Here is a 20,369-nt window from a genome sequence, read left to right as displayed (position 1 = left end):
AGACTACGACGTCAGTCCACCGGTTGCAGCGGGCCGTCGAAGGCCGGCGAGGAGTACACCTCGATGTCCCTGGCCACCTTGATCGCCTCCTGGCGCATGGCCAGGAACCCGCGCACGTTGCCAACCCAGCGCTCCGGCCCGGCGTCGTCCAGCTCGCCGGGGGTCTCCGCGACCACCGTCCACGGCCGCCGGATCACCCAGCGCAGCGGGAAGAAGAGGAAGACCAGCGCCAGCGCCAGGATCAGCCAGGGCGGGATGATCACCGCGGCCGGCGTCCAGATGATCAGCACGGCGGTGAGCAACACCATCAGCGTGGCCATGAGCACGGCGGCGCCGTGGCCACCACTCACGTCGTGCTCGAACTCGTCCATGCCCGCCGGGCTGGACCACTCGACGTTGGTGCGCACGGTCCACTTACGACCGTCCGCACCCCGTACCAACCGCGTCATGCGTTCCTCCTCAGCCGCGGGCGTCGGTCACACGGACGCCACGACCGCTCACTGAGCGTGTGTCCACGGTACCGGTTCGGCGATGGGCCCCGAGGGTGAAAATCAATGTCTCGGAACTACCGTTCGGTCGCATCCGACCCTTGGCTGTCACCCGGGGGATTCTGCCGGGTCATGATCGTTGTGGTCCAGCCGGGTGAGTCCCCAGCGCAGCCAGTCACCACGCCCGACCTGCCTGTTCACCAAACCGACCCCCCGGTGAAACCCGGTTGCCCGGCCATGTACTGTTACCCACAGCGATCAGGGCCACGGCCCGGAGAGCGTGCGGATGTAGCGCAGCTGGTAGCGCATCACCTTGCCAAGGTGAGGGTCGCGAGTTCGAATCTCGTCATCCGCTCGCAATAGAAGGCGAGTGCTCGTGGAGCACTCGCCTTTTTGCTTCGCCATCACACCGGGGGTGCGACCCCCGGACCCCGCTCGGGGGCACGCCCCCGAACCCCCGGAACCGCTGTTGGCTGCTTTCGGGCACAGCGGGCGAGGGTTCTGGCCACTTCGTCCGGACTGGACAGCTGGGGGCAAGGTCCGCCGGCGAGTTCCTCGAACTCCATTCCGGGTACTGCCAGTGCGGCTTTTTCCGCCACCTGGTCCTCGGGATCTCCCGCGTAGGTCTGGCCGACGGTCAGCCAGTCCTGCTCGGTTGTCGATTCCGGGGCGGGCACTTCCGCGGCCAGCCACACCACGTGTGCGAAGCGGAATCTGGCCAGTGCTTCCGGTACGTACGCGCCTGCGTCGCCGTGCGCGACCAGGATCGGCGAGGTCAGCGAGTGCTGGGCGGCCCACGCGATCCGGTCCGCCTGGTCCTCGCCCTGAACGGATGAAATGTCGACGAGGAGGCAGCGGTCGCCGCGGTCCTCCAGGTCCTCGACCAGTGCCGCCCAGTCGTCCTGGGTGGATCCGGTGCCGTTGACCAGCACGAACGTCGCCAAACGTCATCACTCCAGTCGACTGCGCGCACGGTGATGGGGCGATACCCATTCCAACCAGACCAGACCCATCCTCGGCTACAGCCAGACGGAGTGCAGGCCCGTGACCCCGGACACTGTCGGTGGCCCGGGTTAGGTTTCCGGCATGGTCACACCGGAGGAGCTGAGCAGCCTGGCCCTGGCGCTGCCCGAGGCGCACGAGCGCCCGGCCTGGGGCCGCACGTGTTTCCGGGTGAAGGACAAGATCTTCGCCTCGATGTCACCCGATGGGGTCGAGGTGGCGATCAAGGTCGCTGAGGACGAGCGGCTGGCGCTGGTGGCCGGGGACCCGGACACCTTCAGCGTGCCGCCGCACTACCAGAACTGGGGCATGGTGGTCGCTCAGCTCGACTCCGTGCAGGCCGACGAGCTGGGCGAACTGCTCACCGAAGCCTGGCGGATGACCGCGCCCAAGCGGCTGCTGGCCGCCTTCGACGCGGGCTGACCGCGGCGGCGCCACCGGGGCGACGCCGCCGCGGACCGGGCTAGCGGTCGAGATAGGCCCGGTGGTTCTTGCTGAACTCGGCGTTGTTGAACCGGTCCCAGTTGATCGACCAGGTCATCAGGCCGCGCAGGCTGGGGTACTTGGCCCTGGGTTTGTAGGACTCGCAGTTGCTGCCCTTCATCAGGCAGTCCAGCACCTTGTGCACCGCGGCCACCGCGGTGTGCCCGTTGCCCGCGTTGGGACTGGCCGGCAGGCCGAGCGCGATCTGGTCCTGGCGCAGGGCGGGGAACTGGTTGTTCACATCGCCCTTGACCGGGAAGCCGCCGAGCACCATGTCCGCCATGGCCACGTGGAAGTCGACGCTGGGCATCTGCTTCCACTGGTTGTCCAGGCCCATGATCGGCCCGGAGTTGTACTGCTGGACGTGCAGCAGGGTCAGGTCGTTGCGCATCGCGTGGATCACCGGCAGGTAGGAACCGGCCCGGTTGTCCGCGCCGCCACTGCCGCCGTAGTGCTGGTAGCCGAGCTGGACGAAGAAGGTCTCCGGCGCCATGGTGAGCTGGAACCCGCTGCCGTACTTGGCTTTCAGCGTCTTCAGCGCGGAGATCAGGTTCACCACGACCGAGGTCTTCGGCGCCTTGAAGTCGGTGTCCCCGGAGTCCAGGTAGAGCGAGTGACCCTCGAAGTCGATGTCCAGGCCGTTGAGCCCGTACCGGTCGATGATCGCGCTGACCGAGCTGACGAAGGCATCCCGCGCCGCGGTGCTGGTGAGCTGCACCTGACCGTTCTGCCCACCGATGGAGATCAGCACCTTCTTGCCCTGGGCCTGCTTGGCCCTGATCGCGGCGGTGAACTCGGCCTCGGACTCCACGTTCGGGCATTCGGCCACCGGGCAGAGCTTGAAGCGCAGGTCGCCGGAGGTCACCGAGGTCGGCTCGGCGAAGGCGAGCTGGATGATGTCCCACTCGGCAGGCACGTCGGCCATCCGGATGTAGCCGGACCCGTTGGCGAAGCTGCTGTGCAGGTAGCCGACCAGCAGCTTGTTCCCGGCAGGCGGCGGACCGGTGGTCGTGGTCGTCGTGGTGGTGCTGGTCGAGGTGGTGGTCCGGCTGGTGGTCGAGGTCGTGGTGGTGGTCGGGTTGGTGGACCCGCCGTCACAGGGACTGCCGTTGATCCGGCAGTTCACCGGGGCCGCGGTGCCTGCCGCGTTGAAGCCGAAGGTCGCGCTGGCGCCGGGCGCGAGGTTGCCGTTGTACTCGCGGTTGGTGAAGACGTAGTGGCCGCCGGCGTTGGTCTGCAGGGCGTCCCAGTAGGCGCCGACCGTGGTGCTCGCGGGCAGGTCGAACTCCACCTTCCAGCCGGTGACCTGGCTCGCGGTGTCGTTCTTGAGCGTGATCTGGCCGGTGTAGCCGGTCTCCCATGCCTGTTGTTTGACGAACGAGGCGGTGACCCCGGCCGCGTGCGCAGGCACGAATCCGGCCAGCGCGATGCCGAGCACCACCGTGAGCACTGCCGCCACCCGAGCAACGAGGATCTTGCGTGACATCGTTTCCTCCCACCATTTCCGGCGTGGAGCGTCGGCTGGTGGGACAACGAGGGTCCGGGCGGCGAAAAGACCTGCACAGGCCCACCAGGTGTCCTGGAATTGGACTAGACCACGTGGGCGGTGTCAAGAGTGTGAACGGCTAGCGCAACGCGTGCAGGTAGGCAGTCATGGCCAGTCGCTGGGCCAGTCGGCCGATCGGCCCGGTCCACCGCGCGAGCTGCCCGGCAGGCCGGGACACCGCGGTGATGGTGAACTCCACCGCCCCGTCCGCCCCCAGTACCAGCACAAAACCCTCCTCGCCGATCACCGGGTGCCCCGGCAACGTCCCGTACCCGAACCCACACCGCCGAGCCTCATCCACCCGCCACACCACCCGGCAGGGCCCCACGACCGAAAGCGGCCCAAACCCCAGCACCGATACAACGGTGTCCCCCACCTGCTGCCCGGTGTCCTGCTGCCCGGTGTCCTGTCGCCCAACGTCCCGCTGCCCGACGTCCCCCGGCCCGGCTTCCCCCGGCCCGGACTCCCCCTGCCCGGACTCCCCCTGCCGCCCGGCCTCCTGCCGCCCGACTTCCCCCGGCCCCACTTCTCCCAGATAAATCCCCCGCCCAAATCCCCGATGTGTCGCCCAGCCCCGCAACGCCAGCCGGGCCCGCGCGAACTCCGCTTCTCCACGCCCCAACCGCAATGTCCGGCTGACCCGCCGATACCCGGGCGGGCAGTCCGTCTCCCTGGTGACCCCGACCTCCGGATAGGTCACCTCGGCCTGAGCCGCCCGGTCCCGGATGCGCGCCAACCGTCCACTCATGCCCCCAGTCTTGCGCCAGCAGCGAACCCCGCCCCATCCCCGCCCCCACCCGTGCCAACGTCGGAACCATGAAGGTGGTTTTCGTACACGGCGCCCTGGTCCGCGACAGCGCCTGGTGGTGGAGCCGGATGTCCCCGCGGCTGGCCCAACACGGCCTGTCCAGCGCAACCCTGGACCTGCCGAGCTGCCACACCGGCGGCGGCCTGCACACCGATGGCGATGCCCTGAAAGCCTTGCTGGCCAACATTTCCGAAGAGGTGATCCTGGTCGGCCACTCCTACGGCGGCATGGTGGTCACCGACGCGGGCACCGCCCCCAACGTCCGCCACCTGGTGTACCTCACCGCGTTCCTGGCCGACACAACTCAGTCCCTGGCCAGCTTCGCCGGCCCAGAACCCGCGCCCCACCTGGAATTCCACCCGGACGGCACCCTCAGCCTCCGCCCCGAAGACCTCCGCGCCCGCTTCGCCCAGCACTGCGACGAGGGTGCCTACGAAGGCGCCCGCGCCCGCCTGACCCGCCAACCCCAACTGGCCCTGACCCAAACACCCCGCAACGCCGCCTGGCAGTCCAAGCCGAGCACCTACCTCGTCTGCGCCCAGGACCGCGGCACCCCACCGGAGGTCCAACGCGAACAGGCCACCCGCGCGCACAAGGTGATCGAGCTGGACAGCGACCACCACCCATTCCTGTCTCAGCCAGACCAGCTCACGAACATCCTGGTCGAGATCAGCCGGCAGTGATTCGAACGCAAAAAAAGCGTGTGGCCCCAGAACCGAAGTTCTGGGGCCACACGCAAATTTAGTTCGGCGGCGTCCTACTCTCCCACACGCTCACGCATGCAGTACCATCGGCGCTGGAGGACTTAGCTTCCGGGTTCGGAATGGGACCGGGCGTTTCCCCTCCGCCATAACCACCGAAACACTATGAAAAAACACAAACCATCAACACACACTCAGGTGTGCCAGGTTGGTTCTTTCAGAACCACACAGTGGACGCGTAGCAACTTTGTGAGCAAGCCCTCGGCCTATTAGTACCCGTCAACTCCACCTATTACTAGGCTTCCATCTCGGGCCTATCAACCCCATCGTCTATAGGGGGCCTTAACCCTTCAAGAGGGTGGGAGACCTCATCTCGAAACAGGCTTCCCGCTTAGATGCCTTCAGCGGTTATCCCTTCCGAACGTAGCCAACCAGCCATGCCCTTGGCAGAACAACTGGCACACCAGAGGTTCGTCCGTCCCGGTCCTCTCGTACTAGGGACAGCCTTCCTCAAGTCTCCAACGCGCGCGGCGGATAGGGACCGAACTGTCTCACGACGTTCTAAACCCAGCTCGCGTGCCGCTTTAATGGGCGAACAGCCCAACCCTTGGGACCTACTCCAGCCCCAGGATGCGACGAGCCGACATCGAGGTGCCAAACCATGCCGTCGATATGGACTCTTGGGCAAGATCAGCCTGTTATCCCCGGGGTACCTTTTATCCGTTGAGCGACACCGCTTCCACAAGCCAGTGCCGGATCACTAGTCCCGACTTTCGTCCCTGCTCGACCCGTCAGTCTCACAGTCAAGCTCCCTTGTGCACTTACACTCAACACCTGATTGCCAACCAGGCTGAGGGAACCTTTGGGCGCCTCCGTTACCCTTTGGGAGGCAACCGCCCCAGTTAAACTACCCACCAGGCACTGTCCCTGAACCGGATCACGGTCCGAGGTTAGATATCCAGTACGACCAGAGTGGTATTTCAACGATGACTCCACCACAACTAGCGTCGCAGCTTCACAGTCTCCCACCTATCCTACACAAGCCGAACCAAACACCAATACCAAGCTATAGTAAAGGTCCCGGGGTCTTTCCGTCCTGCCGCGCGTAACGAGCATCTTTACTCGTAATGCAATTTCACCGGGCCTGTGGTTGAGACAGCGGAGAAGTCGTTACGCCATTCGTGCAGGTCGGAACTTACCCGACAAGGAATTTCGCTACCTTAGGATGGTTATAGTTACCACCGCCGTTTACTGGCGCTTAAGTTCTCAGCTTCGCCACACAAGTGTGACTAACCGGTCCCCTTAACGTTCCAGCACCGGGCAGGCGTCAGTCCGTATACATCGTCTTGCGACTTCGCACGGACCTGTGTTTTTAGTAAACAGTCGCTTCTCCCTGGTCTCTGCGGCCAACCAACCCTAGCCCGTAAAGAGCTTCAAGTCAGCGGGCCCCCCTTCTCCCGAAGTTACGGGGGCATTTTGCCGAGTTCCTTAACCACAGTTCACCCGAACGCCTCGGTATTCTCTACCTGACCACCTGTGTCGGTTTGGGGTACGGGCCGCGTGAACACTCACTAGAGGCTTTTCTCGGCAGCATAGGATCACTCTACTTCGCCTCAATCGGCTACGCATCACGTCTCAGCCTACATGGATGACGGATTTGCCTATCACCCGGCCTACACGCTTACACCAGTACTACCACTCACTGGCGGAGCTACCTTCCTGCGTCACCCCATCGCTTGACTACTACGAGATCAGGTCCCACGCTCACTCAGTTTCTCCCGAAGGATCCACTTCGCTCGGGTGGTTAGTATCCCTCGCCTCACCATGGGCGCATCCACACGGGTACGGGAATATCAACCCGTTGTCCATCGACTACGCCTGTCGGCCTCGCCTTAGGTCCCGACTTACCCTGGGCGGATTAACCTGGCCCAGGAACCCTTGGTCATCCGGCGGCAGAGGTTCTCACTCTGCAATCGCTACTCATGCCTGCATTCTCACTCGCACACCCTCCACAACTCGCTCACGCGGCTGCTTCCCTGGATGCACGACGCTCCCCTACCCATCCACACGACTAGACACCCGGTTCAAGCCCGGGAGCCGATCTATAGTGTGAATGACACGGCTTCGGCGGTACGCTTAAGCCCCGCTACATTGTCGGCGCGGAACCACTTGACCAGTGAGCTATTACGCACTCTTTAAAGGGTGGCTGCTTCTAAGCCAACCTCCTGGTTGTCTGAGCGACCCCACATCCTTTCCCACTTAGCGCACACTTAGGGGCCTTAGCCGGTGTTCTGGGCTGTTTCCCTCTCGACTACGAAGCTTATCCCCCGCAGTCTCACTGCCACACTTCACACACCGGCATTCGGAGTTTGGCTGATTTCAGTAAGCTTGTAGGCCCCCTAGACCATCCAGTAGCTCTACCTCCGGCGTGAAACATGTGACGCTGCACCTAAATGCATTTCGGGGAGAACCAGCTATCACGGAGTTTGATTGGCCTTTCACCCCTACCCACAGCTCATCCCCCAGGTTTTCAACCCTGGTGGGTTCGGGCCTCCACGACGTCTTACCGTCGCTTCACCCTGGCCATGGGTAGATCACTCCGCTTCGGGTCTAGAGCACGCGACTATTTCGCCCTATTCAGACTCGCTTTCGCTACGGCTACCCCACACGGGTTAACCTCGCCACGCACCACTAACTCGCAGGCTCATTCTTCAAAAGGCACGCCATCACCCGAAGGCTCTGACGGATTGTAAGCACACGGTTTCAGGTACTCTTTCACTCCCCTCCCGGGGTACTTTTCACCTTTCCCTCACGGTACTAGTCCGCTATCGGTCACCAGGGAGTATTTAGGCTTAGCGGGTGGTCCCGCCAGATTCACAGCAAATTCCACGAGCTCGCTGCTACTTGGGAACACCATCAGAAGACCATCACGTTTTCGCCTACAGGACTCTCACCCTCTACGGTCGCCCTTCCCAGAGCGTTCAACTAACGCGATGCTTTCTTACTTCTTGCCAGACCGGCAGATCTAGCTGATAGGTCCCACGACCCCAGTAACGCAACCCCTGCCGGGTATCACACGAAACTGGTTTAGCCTCTTCCGCTTTCGCTCGCCACTACTCACGGAATCACGGTTGTTTTCTCTTCCTGCGGGTACTGAGATGTTTCACTTCCCCGCGTTCCCTCCACACACCCTATACATTCAGGTGCAGGTGACCCCACATGACTGGGGCCGGGTTTCCCCATTCGGAAATCCTCGGATCTCAGCTCGGTTGACAGCTCCCCGAGGCTTATCGCAGCCTCCTACGTCCTTCATCGGCTCCTGGTGCCAAGGCATCCACCGTATGCTCTTAACAACTTGACCACAAAGATGCTCGCGTCCACTGTGTAGTTCTCAAAGAACAACCAGACACCACCACACCACGCACCACCTAGCTCCCGATCAACTCGGGCCGGTTTGGTTGCTAGCAGTAGAACTGGATCTTCTGCTTCCTCAAGAGCAACCCGCTTACGCGTGTTCTCTCAGGACCCAACAGCGTGCCGAACACCCCATCATCCCTCACCACACGTACACAGTTTCCACACTCGATCACTCGAGTAGTACTCCCTGCACGCATCGCAGATCCGACAGCGTTTTCACCAGTAGTTCCACAATTCTTTGAGCGCCACCAGCTCAGACACGGTCGGCCTGAAAACTGGATGGAACCCCACCCCGAAGGGCGGAATGTGCTCCTTAGAAAGGAGGTGATCCAGCCGCACCTTCCGGTACGGCTACCTTGTTACGACTTCGTCCCAATCGCCAGTCCCACCTTCGACCACTCCCCCCCTTACGGGTTGGGCCATGGGCTTCGGGTGTTACCGACTTTCGTGACGTGACGGGCGGTGTGTACAAGGCCCGGGAACGTATTCACCGCAGCGTTGCTGATCTGCGATTACTAGCGACTCCAACTTCACGGGGTCGAGTTGCAGACCCCGATCCGAACTGAGACCGGCTTTTAGGGATTCGCTCCACCTCACGGCTTAGCAGCCCATTGTACCGGCCATTGTAGCATGTGTGAAGCCCTGGACATAAGGGGCATGATGACTTGACGTCATCCCCACCTTCCTCCGAGTTGACCCCGGCAGTCTCCCATGAGTCCCCGCCATTACGCGCTGGCAACATGGAACGAGGGTTGCGCTCGTTGCGGGACTTAACCCAACATCTCACGACACGAGCTGACGACAGCCATGCACCACCTGTACACCGACCACAAGGGGGCCTACATCTCTGCAGGTTTCCGGTGTATGTCAAGCCCAGGTAAGGTTCTTCGCGTTGCATCGAATTAATCCACATGCTCCGCCGCTTGTGCGGGCCCCCGTCAATTCCTTTGAGTTTTAGCCTTGCGGCCGTACTCCCCAGGCGGGGCGCTTAATGCGTTAGCTGCGGCACGGAGGCCGTGGAATGACCCCCACACCTAGCGCCCAACGTTTACGGCGTGGACTACCAGGGTATCTAATCCTGTTCGCTCCCCACGCTTTCGCTCCTCAGCGTCAGTATCGGCCCAGAGACCCGCCTTCGCCACCGGTGTTCCTCCTGATATCTGCGCATTTCACCGCTACACCAGGAATTCCAGTCTCCCCTGCCGAACTCAAGTCTGCCCGTATCGACTGCAAGCTCAGAGTTAAGCCCCGAGTTTTCACAGCCGACGCAACAAACCGCCTACGAGCTCTTTACGCCCAATAATTCCGGACAACGCTCGCACCCTACGTATTACCGCGGCTGCTGGCACGTAGTTGGCCGGTGCTTCTTCTGTACCTACCGTCACTTTCGCTTCGTCGGCACTGAAAGAGGTTTACAACCCGAAGGCCGTCATCCCTCACGCGGCGTCGCTGCGTCAGGCTTTCGCCCATTGCGCAATATTCCCCACTGCTGCCTCCCGTAGGAGTCTGGGCCGTGTCTCAGTCCCAGTGTGGCCGGTCGCCCTCTCAGGCCGGCTACCCGTCGTCGCCTTGGTAGGCCATTACCCCACCAACAAGCTGATAGGCCGCGGGCCCATCCTGCACCGCCGGAACTTTCCACAACCCTGGATGCCCAAGGTTGTCATATCCGGTATTAGACCCAGTTTCCCAGGCTTATCCCAGAGTGCAGGGCAGATTACCCACGTGTTACTCACCCGTTCGCCGCTCGTGTACCCCGAAGGGCCTTACCGCTCGACTTGCATGTGTTAAGCACGCCGCCAGCGTTCGTCCTGAGCCAGGATCAAACTCTCCATCAATGAATGGTGTCTGACCACAGACTGTCAGGATCGCTAGACGCAATCCTTTATCAATGTGATCTCAAAGGAACCTCAAACGAGGTTTCAAATATATAAGCTCTACTGGCTTACATCGGCACACTGTTGAGTTCTCAAAGAACACACGCACACCGCACAACCTACCAGCTATTCGCTGACAGCTTGTTCCGGGGCTTGATTGTCCTGGAAGCTAGTTTTTCCTTCGGGCGCCCACTCTACCACCTACTGGCGGGAGCTTGGTTCGCGGCCCTTCCGGCGGTCCGTTCCCGGTTATTTCCGGGGCCGTTCCGCGCTGGCAGAGAGAAAGTTACTCAGGGGCGAATGAGAAGTCAAATCGGCTGGTCAGGGGCGGTTTGGTGGATTACGGGAGGCGGCTGACCTGCGGTATCCGGCAGCAAAGTCAGGTGATGCCGAACGAGGTCGGCTTCGGAGACTGCCAAGGCGCTGTAGATAGCCAGTGCGAGCCGCCAGTGCCGGGCCGCTTCGGCCGGCCTGCCGAGTTCCCGGTTGGCGTGCCCCAGCCCGTTGTGCGCGCGAGCCTGCTGGTCCCGGTCCCCCGTTTCGGTGGCGATGCGCAGCGCCTGGCGGAAGTGCCCGGCGGCGCGGACCGGATCGGCCCGGTCGCGTGCGGTTTCACCGAGTCCGTTGCGCACCTCCGGTTCGAGGTCGCGATATCCGTGGTCCCTGGCGAGGGCGAGGGCTTCTTCCAGACAGGCGTCGGCCTCCTCGTGATCCCCGGCCGCCGCGCAGGCCAGGCCGAGCCGGTGCAGCACATGCCCCCGGTAGTAGTGCTGACCGGACTCGCGGGTCAGCGCCAGGCACTCCCCCAGATAAAGCCGGGCCCGCGGGATATCGCCGAGCTGGAAACAGGCCAGGCCGAGGTGGTGCAGCGTGTGACCACGATGGGGTGAGTTCTCCCCGGCCAGTGCGAGGGATCGGTGCAACCAGCCGAGACCGGTTTCGAAGCGGTTCAGGCGAATGGCGGCCAGGGCCAGATAGTTGAGCGACCGGCATTGCTCGTCCGCGGATTCCGCCTGGTCAAGGGCACGGGTGTGCAGGTCAAGGGCGTCGTCCTGATGGCCGCGCAGATGCAGGTAATGCCAGAGCACGGCGGAAAGCGGGAGGGCGCGGTCCGGGTGCGCGTGGGCGATGGCGAGCAGGGTTTCGCGTTCGGTGTCCAGCCAGGTCATGGCCTGGTCGTAGCTGGTCAGCGTCGGTGGTGTGGTGGGTGCGGGCAGGGCCGGGCGGTAGCGGCTTTCGTGCGGGAGCAGCACGTCCATGGCGGCGGCCGCGGTGTGCAGGTAGTGGTCGAGGACCCGGGTGTGCGCGGCCTGGTCCGGGGTCTGCCCGGCCAGTCGCACGGTGTGGTCGCGGACCAGGTCGTGGCAGCGGTAGCGGCCGATCCGCGGTTGTTGCAGCAGGTGGGCGTCGACCAGGTCTTCGAGCAGTTCCTCGGCCTCGGCGACGCTGAGATCGGTGGCGGCCGCGGCCAGGTACCGGTCGAAGGTGACGCCGGGGTGCAGGCCGAGCAGGCGGAAGAGTCGTTGTCCCGCCGGGGCGAGGTGCTGGACGGACAGGGTGAGCGCGGCCGAGACGCTGCCGCCGAGTTCGCGCAGCTCACCGGCGTGCAGGCGCTGGGCCAGGTACTCGACGGTCCAGGCCGGGCGGCTGCGCAGGCGGGCGGCGGCGATCCGGATGGCCAGTGGCAGGTGACCGCAGTGGCGGAGGACCTCGGCCACCGCGGCCGGTTCGGCGTCGGCCCGGTGCGCGCCGGCGACCGCGGTGAACAGGGCGATCGCGTCGGCCGGTGGCAGCACGTCGAGGGAGAGGACGTGCGCGGCTTCCAGGTCGACCAGGCGGCGCCGGCTGGTGATCAGGACCAGGCAGTCCGGGTTGCCGGGCAGCAGTGGGCGGACCTGGGCGGCACTGGCGGCGTTGTCCAGCAGGATCAGGGCGCGTTGACCGGCGAGTTCGTGTCGCCACCTGGCGGCGCGGCCGGCCAGGTCGGCTGGGACGCGGTCGCCGGGGATGCCGAGGGCGCGGAGCAGGGCGCCGAGGGCGGCGGCTGGTTCGGCAGGCTGGTGGCCCGCGGTGTGTCCGTGCAGGTCGAGGTAGAGATGCGCGCCCGGGTAGTGCGGGGCGAGGCGGTGTGCGGTGTGCACGGCGAGGGAGGTTTTGCCGATGCCTGCCATGCCGTCGATCGCGCACACCGGCGGGGCGGTGCTGGTGAGCAGGCCGGTGAGTTCGGCGGCGCGGCCGGTGAAGTCGGCGAGGTCGGCGGGCAGATGCCGGGGTGCGGGGGCGGCGAGGTCGCCGGTGAGGATGCGCTGGTGCAGTTCGCGCAGTGGCGGGCTGGGGTCGATGCCGAGTTCTTCGGCCAGGTCGCGCCGCAGGTCGCGGTAGGTGGCGAGGGCCTCGGCCTGGCGGCCTTGGTGGTACAGGGCGAGCATCAGCTGGGCGTGGAAGCGTTCGCGCAGCGGGTGTTCGGCGAGCAGGGCGGGAAGTTCGGCGGCGAGCTGGGTGTGCCGGGCCAGGGCGAGGTCGGCCTCGATGCGGTCTTCCAGGGCGGCCAGGCGGAGTTCGGTGAGGCGGGCCGCTTCCGCGCGCAGCAGCGGCAGGTCGAGGTCGGCGTAGGCCGGGCCGCGCCAGAGGGAGAGTGCGCTGGTCAGCAGGTGGCTGGCGCGGGCCGGGTCGGTGGCGAGGGCAGCCCGGCCGTCGGCGAGCAGGGTGGTGAAGCGGTGCGTGGTGAGTTCGGCGGGGGCGACCTGCAGGGCGTACCCGGGTTGGCGGGCCACGATCCGGTTGGGCTCGGCCAGGGCTCGGCGCAGGTGGGAGACGTGCACGCGCAGGTTGTCCGCGGCGGTGCGGGGTGGGCCTGCCGGCCAGAGGGCGTCGAGCAGGCGGTCCCGGGAGACGGCCTCGTTCGGGTGGCAGAGCAGCACCGCGAGTAGCGCGCGGGCCTTGCCGCCGGGCAGGTCGAGCAGGCGGTCGCCATCGGTGACCCGCAGCCTGCCCAGCACGTCGAACTCCACGGGCCTATATACGCCGATCGCAACGCGGGTCCACCAGGCTTTTCGCCATGTCGAGATCTGCGCTGGCGGTGGTGGGGCTGGTCGTGCTGGTGCTGACCGTGGCCAGCTTCGGCTACGGGTTCCACCGGGACGAGCTGTACTTCCTCGCCGCCGGAGATCACCTGGCCTGGGGTTATCCGGATCAGCCGCCGGTGACGCCGCTGCTGGCCTGGCTGGCCGAGTCGATCTCGCCGGGGTCGGTGTGGGCGGTGCGGATCCCGGCCACGCTCGCCTCGGCGGCCACGGTGCTGCTGGTGGCGCTGATCGCGCGCGAGATGGGGGCTTCCCGGCGCGGGCAGTTCCTCGCCGCGGTTGCGATGGCGGCCTCCGGGTATGTGCTGGTCACCGGGCATCTGCTGCTGACCAACACGCCGGAGCTGTGCCTGGCCGCGCTGGCCGGGTGGCTGGTGGCGCGGTTGCTGCGGACCGGGGACCGGTGGCTGCTGGGGCCACTCGGGGTGGTGACCGGGGTGGGGTTGCTGACCAAATCGCTGTTCGCGTTGCTGGTGTTCGCGCTGCTGGTCGGGGTGCTGGTGGCGGGGCCGCGGCGGGTGTTGCGGAGCTGGTGGCTGCTCGCCGGAGTGGGGATCGCGGCGTTGCTGTGGTTGCCGAATCTGCTCTGGCAGGCGGGTCACGGGTGGCCGCAGATCGAGATGATGGGGGTGCTGGCGGCCGAGGGGAATCTGGGTGGGCGGCTGGGGTTCGTGCCGTTCCAGTTCCTGTTGTTCGGGCCGGTGCTGTCGGTGGTGTGGCTGGCCGGGCTGGTGCGGTTGCTGCGTGCGCCGGAGTTCCGCGCCTTTGGTGTGGCGTACCTGGTGATGGCGGTGTTGCTGCTGGTCGGCGGGGGTACCGCGTACTACCTGGCTGACGGGTATCCGGCGCTGGTCGCGGCGGGGGCGATCGGGGTGGATCGGTGGCTGACCAGCCGGGGGCGCGGGGTGCTGGTGGGTGTCGCGGTGACGGGGTCGGCGGTAATGAACGCGCTGCTCGGGTTGCCGATCGTGCCCGCGGAGCAGTTGCGGGACACCCCGATCGTGGCGATCTATCACGAGGCCGGAGAGCAGGTGGGCTGGCCGCGGTTGGTGGAGCAGGTGGCGGCGGCGCATCGCGCGTTGCCGGAGGCTGAACGGGCGCGGGCGGTGGTGGTGACCACGAACTACGGGCAGGCCGGGGCGATCAGGGTGTTCGGGCCCGCGCACGGGCTGCCCGCGGTGTTCAGCGGGCACAACGGGTGGGCGAACTGGGCGGCGCCGCCGGATGCCGCCGAGGTGGTGCTGGTGGTCGGTGGGCGGCAGCCGCCGCCGTGGACGCGGGTGTGCCGGAGCCTGGTGGCGGCCGGGACCGTGGACAACGGGGCCGGGCTGGACAACGACGAGCAGGGCACGCCGATCCGGGTCTGCCGGGGCATGAGCAGGCCGTGGTCGCAGGTGTGGCCGGAGTTGCGGCGGCTGTCCTGAGTGGCCGGTGCGTTCCGGGCGTGGCGGCACTCGGTGGCCGATAGCATCCGGAGCAGGTTCGGCGAGGGGAAAGCTTGGATGAGCGAGAAGGCGGCGCGGCCGATCGCCTGCACCATCACCACCGCCGCCGGGATGCCCGCGGCGCGGGTGCTCGCCGGTTCCTATCTGGAGTGGAACCCGGGGCATGAGTTCGTCATCGCGGTGCTCGACGGGGACCGGGGCGCGCGGCAGGCCAACGGGGTCCGGGTGGTCGGCTGGGACGGGTTCGGGCTCGACGAGGAGAGCTACCTGCGGCTGGCGACCGCGTTCCCGGCGGCCGAACTGCGTGTCGCGCTGGTGCCGTTCCTGCTGCGCGCGTTGCTGACCAGGACCGATCTGGTGACCAGCCTGAGCAGGGACAGCAAGGTGTTCGCGCCGTTCGTCCGGCTGGCCGATCTGACCAGGGCGCATGGCGCGGTGCTGCTGCCCAGGCTGCTGGCGCCGCTGCCGGATGACGGGCGCGCGCCGAGCGAGGCCGAGGTGCTGGCCGGTGGCGTGTTCGACCCGGCGTTCCTGAGCGTGACCGGGCGGGCCGGGGCGATGCTGGACTACCTGTGCGAGCGGGTCGGGCGCAACGCGTTGAGCGGGGACGACCGGTGGCCGAGGTGGACCGACGAGGTCGCGGCGCTGTTCCCGCACGTGGTGCTGCGTGATCCCGGGGTCGGGGTCGGGCACTGGAACGCCGGGCAGCGGCCGGTGACCGCGGATGTCAGCGGGACCGTGCGGGCCGGTGGCGAACTGCTGCGCACGTTCGTCTTCAGCGGGTACCGGCCGGAGCGGCCGTGGTTGCTGGCCGATCTGCCGGGGCGGCCGAGGGTGCTGTTGTCCGAGCAGCCCGCGGTGCGCGCGCTGTGCGAGACCTACCGGGGTGAGCTGCTGGCCGCGGGCTATCAGCCGGACACCCCTGAGTTGTGCCGGTTCGACGAGCTGCCGGACGGCACGCCGTTGACGCCGCTGGTCCGGGAGTTGTTCCGGGCGGAATGGGGCAAGGCGGCGGCCAAGCAGCTGGCGGGCAAAGCGGCCGAGGTCCCACCGCACGCGTTCGGGCCGGACAAGGGCGGCGCGTTCCGGGACTGGCTGGCCGGGCCGGGCAATCCGACCCAGGCGCATTCCGGGCTGAACCGCTGGGTGACCGCGATCTGGGACAGCCGGGTCGACCTGCGGGTGGTGTTCCCGCGCCCGACCGAGGGCGACAACGAGGCGTACCGGCAGTGGTGCCGGACAGTGGCCACCGCCGAGCACGACCTGGCGGAGTGGGCGGTGCCGGAACCCGCGCTGGAGCGGCCCGCGCCGGTGGCCGAGTTCGGGGTGAACCTGCTGGGGCACCTGACCGCGGAGCTGGGCGTCGGCGAGCTGGGCCGGGCGCTGCACAAGGCGGTGCACGCGGCGGGGATCCCGACCGCGACCGTGGTCGAGGACTTCCTGGTGAACAACCGGACCGCGATCGAGCGGCCGACCTCGCTGGGCGCACCGCGGTACCCGCTGAGCGTGCTGTGCATCAACGCCGACACCACCACGCTCGCGGTGGACCTCTACCCGCAGCTGTTCCACCAGCGGTACCGGATCGGCGTGTGGTCCTGGGAGCTGGACGAGTTCCCGCCGAGCATGCACAGGGCGTACGAGCTGGTCGACGAGATCTGGACGATCAGCGAGTTCTGCCGGGCGGCGATCAGCGCGCACACGGACAAACCGGTGAAGGTGTTCCCGATCCCGATCAGCGACCCCGGTCCGCCCAACCGCGGCCGCAGGCTGCCCGGCGCGCCGTTGCGGTTCCTGTTCGCCTTCGACTTCAACAGCATCGCGGCGCGGAAGAACCCGTGGGGCCTGGTGGAGGCGTTCCGGCTGGCCTTCCCGGACGATCCGGACGTGCGCCTGGTGGTCAAGGCGATCAACGGCGAGCTGCACCCCGGCGCCGCGGAGCGGTTGCGCACGCTGATCGGCGCTGATCCGCGGATCGAGCTGGTCGAGCGGTACCTGTCGGTGGCCGAGCTGGCCGCGCTCTACGACGAGAGCGACTGCTACGTCTCGCTGCACCGCTCGGAGGGCTTCGGGTTCACCGTGGCCGAGGCGATGATCCGCGGGCTGCCGGTGATCTCCACCGACTACTCGGGCACGGCGGAGTTCCTGGACGCGGTGACCGGCTACCCGGTGCCGTTCGAGTTCACCCAGGTGGGTGAGGGCTGGGAGCCGTACCCGGCGACGGCGCGGTGGGCCGAGCCTGATCCGGCGGCCGCGGCGCGGGCCATGCGGCGGGTGGCGGATGATCCTGAGCACGCCGCTGCGGTGGGCCGGGCGGGTCGCGAGTACATTCTGCGTACCCGCACCGTGTCGGCCGCTGCGAACTGGGTGCGCGAGCAGCTCGAACAGGCGTACGGCGCTGCTGCGCGACGAGGCGCCTGATGCGCGCCGGTGGGCACAGGGTCACGACTTGGCAGCGGCATACACCACTGACGATGGCATCGGCACAATATGCCGCGTCTTCTTTACCCAGTGGAAGGGGGTGCCAGGGTGACCTGGCATGACGAGCTCCGCAAGCTCGACGAGGGTCTGGCCGCCGGCCTGATCTCCGCCGAGGAGTACCGCGCTCGCCGCGATGAGTTGCTGTCGGCGGCAGCCGGGGCGGGTGGCTCACCCTCCTTCACCCCACCGGGTGGTCAGCAGCAGAGCATCGACAGCACCCAGGTGATGCAGCCGATCCGGGACAACACCCCGCCGCCGGGGAACCCGGAGGCCACCCAGGTGGTGACCAACAGCGGTGCGGAGGCGACCCAGGTGGTGCGCGGCTGGCAGCCGCAGCAGCCCCCCGCCGGCGATGCCGACCGCACCCAGGTGGTGCCGAACGCCGGTGGGCAGCCGGGCTTCCCGCCGCCGCCCCAGCAGCAGCACCCCGGTTTCCCGGCCTCGCCGCCGAGCGGGTTCCCCCCGCCGCCGCAGCCGTTCCCGCAGCACCAGCAGCAGCCTCCGCAGCAGCAGCCGCAGACCCCGTGGGGCGATGAGTCCAACGCGGCTCCGCCCTGGGGTGGCGCCGGTGATCTGCCGCCGCTGCCGCCCGCCGGCAACGAGGCGTGGATCCGGCAGGGGCCGGAGGTGTTCGGCGCGCCCTCTGGCAAGTCCTCCAAGGTGCTGCCGATCATCGGCATCGTGGTGGTGCTGGCACTGGTCGGTGGGGCGGTGTGGTTCTTCGGCTTCCGCAACACCGGTGGCGACCCGAGCAACACCGCCACCTCGAACACCTCCACCGTCGCGCCGACCACGACGACCTCGCAGAAGCCGTTCGAGGCGCTGCCGAATCCACCCGGCGCGCAGGACGCGAAGAACGGCACGATGACGCCGGAGCAGCTCCGCGGCGCCGAACTGCTGGCCGCGCCGGAGGTCGGCGTGATCGAGTCGGCCGCGCCGAGCGAGATCGTCTACAAGGGCAGCGGCGACGGCAAGTTCCGCTACTCGACCTTCATCCTCAGCACCAAGGACGCCGCGGCGGCCAAGGAACTGGCCGAGAAGCTGGTGAACTTCGCCAAGACCGACGAGGGCCTGGTGCCCGGTCAGATCGGCGATCTGCCCAGCTCCGCGACCGTGCTGCAGGTCTTCGACAAGGACCGGGCCATCTACCGGGTGACCTGGATCTCCGGCAACCGGGTGTTCCGGGCCAACGTGGCGCAGATCCCGGTGCCGCCGGAGGGACCGGACCGGGACAAGGCGCTGCTCGCCGAGGCGCACCGCCTGGTGACCACCGCCGCGGCCAAGTTCGGCAACTGACCGGCGGCCTCTGAGGACAGTTTTGAGCGAGCAGGCAGGTGTGCCGGACAAGGACACGCCACAGGTCCGGGGTGGCTTCACGCCGATCGCCTCGATCGACATCGAGGCGCCGGCGTGGCTGCGCCGGATCTCCTGGCCGGCGGTGCTGGTCGGGCTGATCGGCCTGTTGCCGGTCGCCGCGTCGGTGGTCGAGGTGCTGCGGTCGCCGCGACTGCACTTCATCGACTACTGGACGGTGCTCAGCAGGCTCACCAACGACGACGGGACGCTGATCCCGCGCGCGCTGCTGGGCTACCACCACGAGCACCCGATGTTCGTGCCGCAGTTCCTGTTCTGGCTGGACGCCCGGTTCCTCGGCGGGTCCAACCACACCCTCGGCCTGCTGGCCCTGGTGCTGGCAGGCGGGCTGGTCGTGGTGCTCAACCGGATGCTGCCGAGGGAACTGGGCGTGCTCACCCGCACCGCGCTGACCGTCGGGTTTGTCTTCCTGGTCTTCTCCACCACCGCGACCGAGCTGTTCGGCCAGGGCATGAGCGGGATCAGCTGGTTCCCGGTGCTGCTCAGCTCGGCGCTGGCGCTGCTGTGCGCGCAGCGGGGCAGGCCGTGGCTGTCCTTCGGTTTCGGCGTGCTCGCCTGCGTGTGCCACGCCACCGGGTTCGGTGTGTGGCCTGCCATCGCGTTGATCGCCTGGCTGCGCGGCGACAAGGCCCGCCGGGTGGTCTGGCCACTGGTCGTGGGCGCGGCCGTGGTCGCGGTGTGGGCGGTCACCGTGACCAGGGAGCGGATCTCCGCCGGCAGGCTGGACGCGGATGACTACCTGGCCACGGTCGCCAGCACGGTCGGCCAGCTCTGGTCGGCCAGGGTGGAGGATCTGGCCGTCGGGATGGGCGCGTTCACCGCGGCCGGTGTGCTCGCGCTGACCGTGGCGCTCATCCGGGATCGCGGTCTTGGCCGGTCGGTCTCGCCTGCCGCGGCCGGGTTCTCCGGGCTGGGGATCTTCGTGCTGGCCGGGGCGGCGATGGTGGCCTACTCGCGGACCCAGTTCGGGGTCGGGGTCGGCATGAGCGGCCGGTACGCGGCCTTCGCCGCGCTGGCCACCGCCGCGCTGGTGGTGCTGATCGTGCTGCGCCGGTCCCGGATTCCGGCGAACACGGTGGTGGCCGGGGTGCTGGTGCTCAGCGCGGTGACCTGGGTGCTGGGCAACGGTCAGGCCGGCATCCAGCGTCGGCTGTACCCGAACCAGGAGGTGGCCGCGGTGGCGCTGCGGGTCAACGCGACCGCGCAGCTGGCCCGGCTGCGGGTGAAGCCCGAGGTGCGCCCGGCCGCGCTGGCCCTTGGTGTGTATCCGTTCAACAGTGACTTCTCGCTGGGTTGTGGGGCCGGGCGCGAACTCGGGGACAAGGTCGATCTGAGCACGGTGAAGGACCTGGCCCAGCCCGGCGATCCCGGGCCGAACACCGGGCATGTGGACACCGGTCCGGTGCGGGGCGACGCGGAGATCACCGGCTGGGCGCTGGTGCGCAACCAGGCCCCGGACTGCGTGCTGGTGCTGGATCAGGCAGGCACCGTGGTCGGCGGCGGGGTGGCCGGGCTGACCCGGCGCGATCTCGCCCAGCAGTTGCGGATCGACGAGATGAACGCGGGTTTCAGCGCGGTGGCCACCCCGGGGTCGACCGCGCCGAGCGTGGTGGTTCGTTCGGGCGGAGAGCTGTACCGGGTCGCCGCGGTCGCGAGAAAGGGCTGAGCTG

Annotated in this window: 11 protein-coding genes, 1 tRNA gene and 3 rRNA genes; 7 read left to right on the top strand and 8 right to left on the bottom strand. The window is 67.1% G+C overall.

The genetic code is table 11. The features are described 5' to 3' along the window. Nucleotides 1-11: 11 nt before the first annotated feature. Nucleotides 12-449, bottom strand: a complete 438-nt coding sequence (locus HNR67_RS05920; protein WP_185001095.1) for a DUF983 domain-containing protein — start codon at nt 447-449, stop codon at nt 12-14. Nucleotides 450-770: 321 nt separating this feature from the next. Between HNR67_RS05920 and HNR67_RS05915 the strand changes: the two genes are divergently transcribed. Beyond that, nucleotides 771-843, top strand: a tRNA-Gly gene (locus HNR67_RS05915). A 49-nt stretch (nt 844-892) separates the two neighbouring features. On the opposite strand, the gene HNR67_RS05910 is transcribed toward HNR67_RS05915, so the two are convergent. Further along, entirely contained in the window at nt 893-1,432 is a 540-nt protein-coding gene (locus HNR67_RS05910; protein WP_185001094.1) for an alpha/beta fold hydrolase, read from the bottom strand. Between the two features lie 142 nt (nt 1,433-1,574). On the opposite strand from HNR67_RS05910, the gene HNR67_RS05905 reads away from it, so the two are divergent. Continuing rightward, a complete protein-coding gene (locus HNR67_RS05905; protein ID WP_185001093.1) occupies nt 1,575-1,913 on the top strand; it encodes an MmcQ/YjbR family DNA-binding protein in 339 nt (112 codons plus the stop codon). Between the two features lie 40 nt (nt 1,914-1,953). Here HNR67_RS05905 and HNR67_RS05900 read toward each other — a convergent pair whose 3' ends face one another. Next, the gene (locus HNR67_RS05900) at nt 1,954-3,459 is read right to left on the bottom strand and encodes a chitinase (RefSeq protein ID WP_185001092.1); all 1,506 of its coding nucleotides are present in this window, start codon (nt 3,457-3,459) and stop codon (nt 1,954-1,956) included. 139 nt (nt 3,460-3,598) lie between these two features. Then, entirely contained in the window at nt 3,599-4,267 is a 669-nt protein-coding gene (locus HNR67_RS05895) for a DUF1990 family protein (protein WP_185001091.1), read from the bottom strand. A 68-nt stretch (nt 4,268-4,335) separates the two neighbouring features. Here HNR67_RS05895 and HNR67_RS05890 point away from each other — a divergent pair, with 68 nt between their 5' ends. Continuing rightward, on the top strand, nt 4,336-5,010 hold the full coding sequence (locus tag HNR67_RS05890; RefSeq protein WP_185001090.1) for an alpha/beta hydrolase: 675 nt from the start codon (nt 4,336-4,338) through the stop codon (nt 5,008-5,010). Between the two features lie 61 nt (nt 5,011-5,071). Here HNR67_RS05890 and rrf read toward each other — a convergent pair. The 4 genes from rrf to HNR67_RS05870 all read right to left on the bottom strand — a co-directional run bounded on the left by rrf (nt 5,072) and on the right by HNR67_RS05870 (nt 13,330). Next, nucleotides 5,072-5,188, bottom strand: a 5S ribosomal RNA gene (rrf, locus tag HNR67_RS05885). An 89-nt stretch (nt 5,189-5,277) separates the two neighbouring features. Beyond that, nucleotides 5,278-8,389, bottom strand: a 23S ribosomal RNA gene (locus tag HNR67_RS05880). Between the two features lie 373 nt (nt 8,390-8,762). Beyond that, a 16S ribosomal RNA gene (locus HNR67_RS05875) occupies nt 8,763-10,280 on the bottom strand. Together the 16S, 23S and 5S rRNA genes form the textbook arrangement of a ribosomal RNA operon. A gap of 347 nt (nt 10,281-10,627) precedes the next feature. Next, nucleotides 10,628-13,330 carry an AfsR/SARP family transcriptional regulator gene (locus tag HNR67_RS05870; protein WP_185001089.1) on the bottom strand — a complete coding sequence of 901 codons (2,703 nt, stop codon included), beginning with the start codon at nt 13,328-13,330 and terminating at the stop codon, nt 10,628-10,630. 47 nt (nt 13,331-13,377) lie between these two features. Here HNR67_RS05870 and HNR67_RS05865 point away from each other — a divergent pair, with 47 nt between their 5' ends. The 4 genes from HNR67_RS05865 to HNR67_RS05850 all read left to right on the top strand — a co-directional run bounded on the left by HNR67_RS05865 (nt 13,378) and on the right by HNR67_RS05850 (nt 20,365). Next, nucleotides 13,378-14,826: an ArnT family glycosyltransferase gene (locus tag HNR67_RS05865; RefSeq protein WP_185001088.1), complete on the top strand. Its 1,449-nt coding sequence runs from the start codon at nt 13,378-13,380 to the stop codon at nt 14,824-14,826. A 78-nt stretch (nt 14,827-14,904) separates the two neighbouring features. Continuing rightward, nucleotides 14,905-17,265 carry a glycosyltransferase family 4 protein gene (locus tag HNR67_RS05860; protein ID WP_185001087.1) on the top strand — a complete coding sequence of 787 codons (2,361 nt, stop codon included), beginning with the start codon at nt 14,905-14,907 and terminating at the stop codon, nt 17,263-17,265. A 108-nt stretch (nt 17,266-17,373) separates the two neighbouring features. Then, nucleotides 17,374-18,621 carry a hypothetical protein gene (locus HNR67_RS05855; protein WP_185001086.1) on the top strand — a complete coding sequence of 416 codons (1,248 nt, stop codon included), beginning with the start codon at nt 17,374-17,376 and terminating at the stop codon, nt 18,619-18,621. 22 nt (nt 18,622-18,643) lie between these two features. Next, nucleotides 18,644-20,365: a DUF2079 domain-containing protein gene (locus HNR67_RS05850; RefSeq protein WP_185001085.1), complete on the top strand. Its 1,722-nt coding sequence runs from the start codon at nt 18,644-18,646 to the stop codon at nt 20,363-20,365. Nucleotides 20,366-20,369 lie beyond the last annotated feature (4 nt).

Origin of the sequence: Crossiella cryophila, assembly GCF_014204915.1 — a bacterium.
Taxonomy (GTDB): domain Bacteria; phylum Actinomycetota; class Actinomycetes; order Mycobacteriales; family Pseudonocardiaceae; genus Crossiella; species Crossiella cryophila.
Note: the sequence above shows the minus strand (reverse complement) of the source record. Positions and strands in the feature narration are given on the sequence as shown.

Bases quoted from the DNA above. Each gene is read 5' to 3' on its own strand.
- HNR67_RS05920 (WP_185001095.1), bottom strand. From the start codon at position 449: ATGACGCGGTTGGTACGGGGTGCGGACGGTCGTAAGTGGACCGTGCGC.
- HNR67_RS05905 (WP_185001093.1), top strand. From the start codon at position 1,575: ATGGTCACACCGGAGGAGCTGAGCAGCCTGGCCCTGGCGCTGCCCGAG.
- HNR67_RS05900 (WP_185001092.1), bottom strand. From the start codon at position 3,459: ATGTCACGCAAGATCCTCGTTGCTCGGGTGGCGGCAGTGCTCACGGTG.
- HNR67_RS05895 (WP_185001091.1), bottom strand. From the start codon at position 4,267: ATGAGTGGACGGTTGGCGCGCATCCGGGACCGGGCGGCTCAGGCCGAG.
- HNR67_RS05890 (WP_185001090.1), top strand. From the start codon at position 4,336: ATGAAGGTGGTTTTCGTACACGGCGCCCTGGTCCGCGACAGCGCCTGG.
- HNR67_RS05865 (WP_185001088.1), top strand. From the start codon at position 13,378: ATGTCGAGATCTGCGCTGGCGGTGGTGGGGCTGGTCGTGCTGGTGCTG.
- HNR67_RS05860 (WP_185001087.1), top strand. From the start codon at position 14,905: ATGAGCGAGAAGGCGGCGCGGCCGATCGCCTGCACCATCACCACCGCC.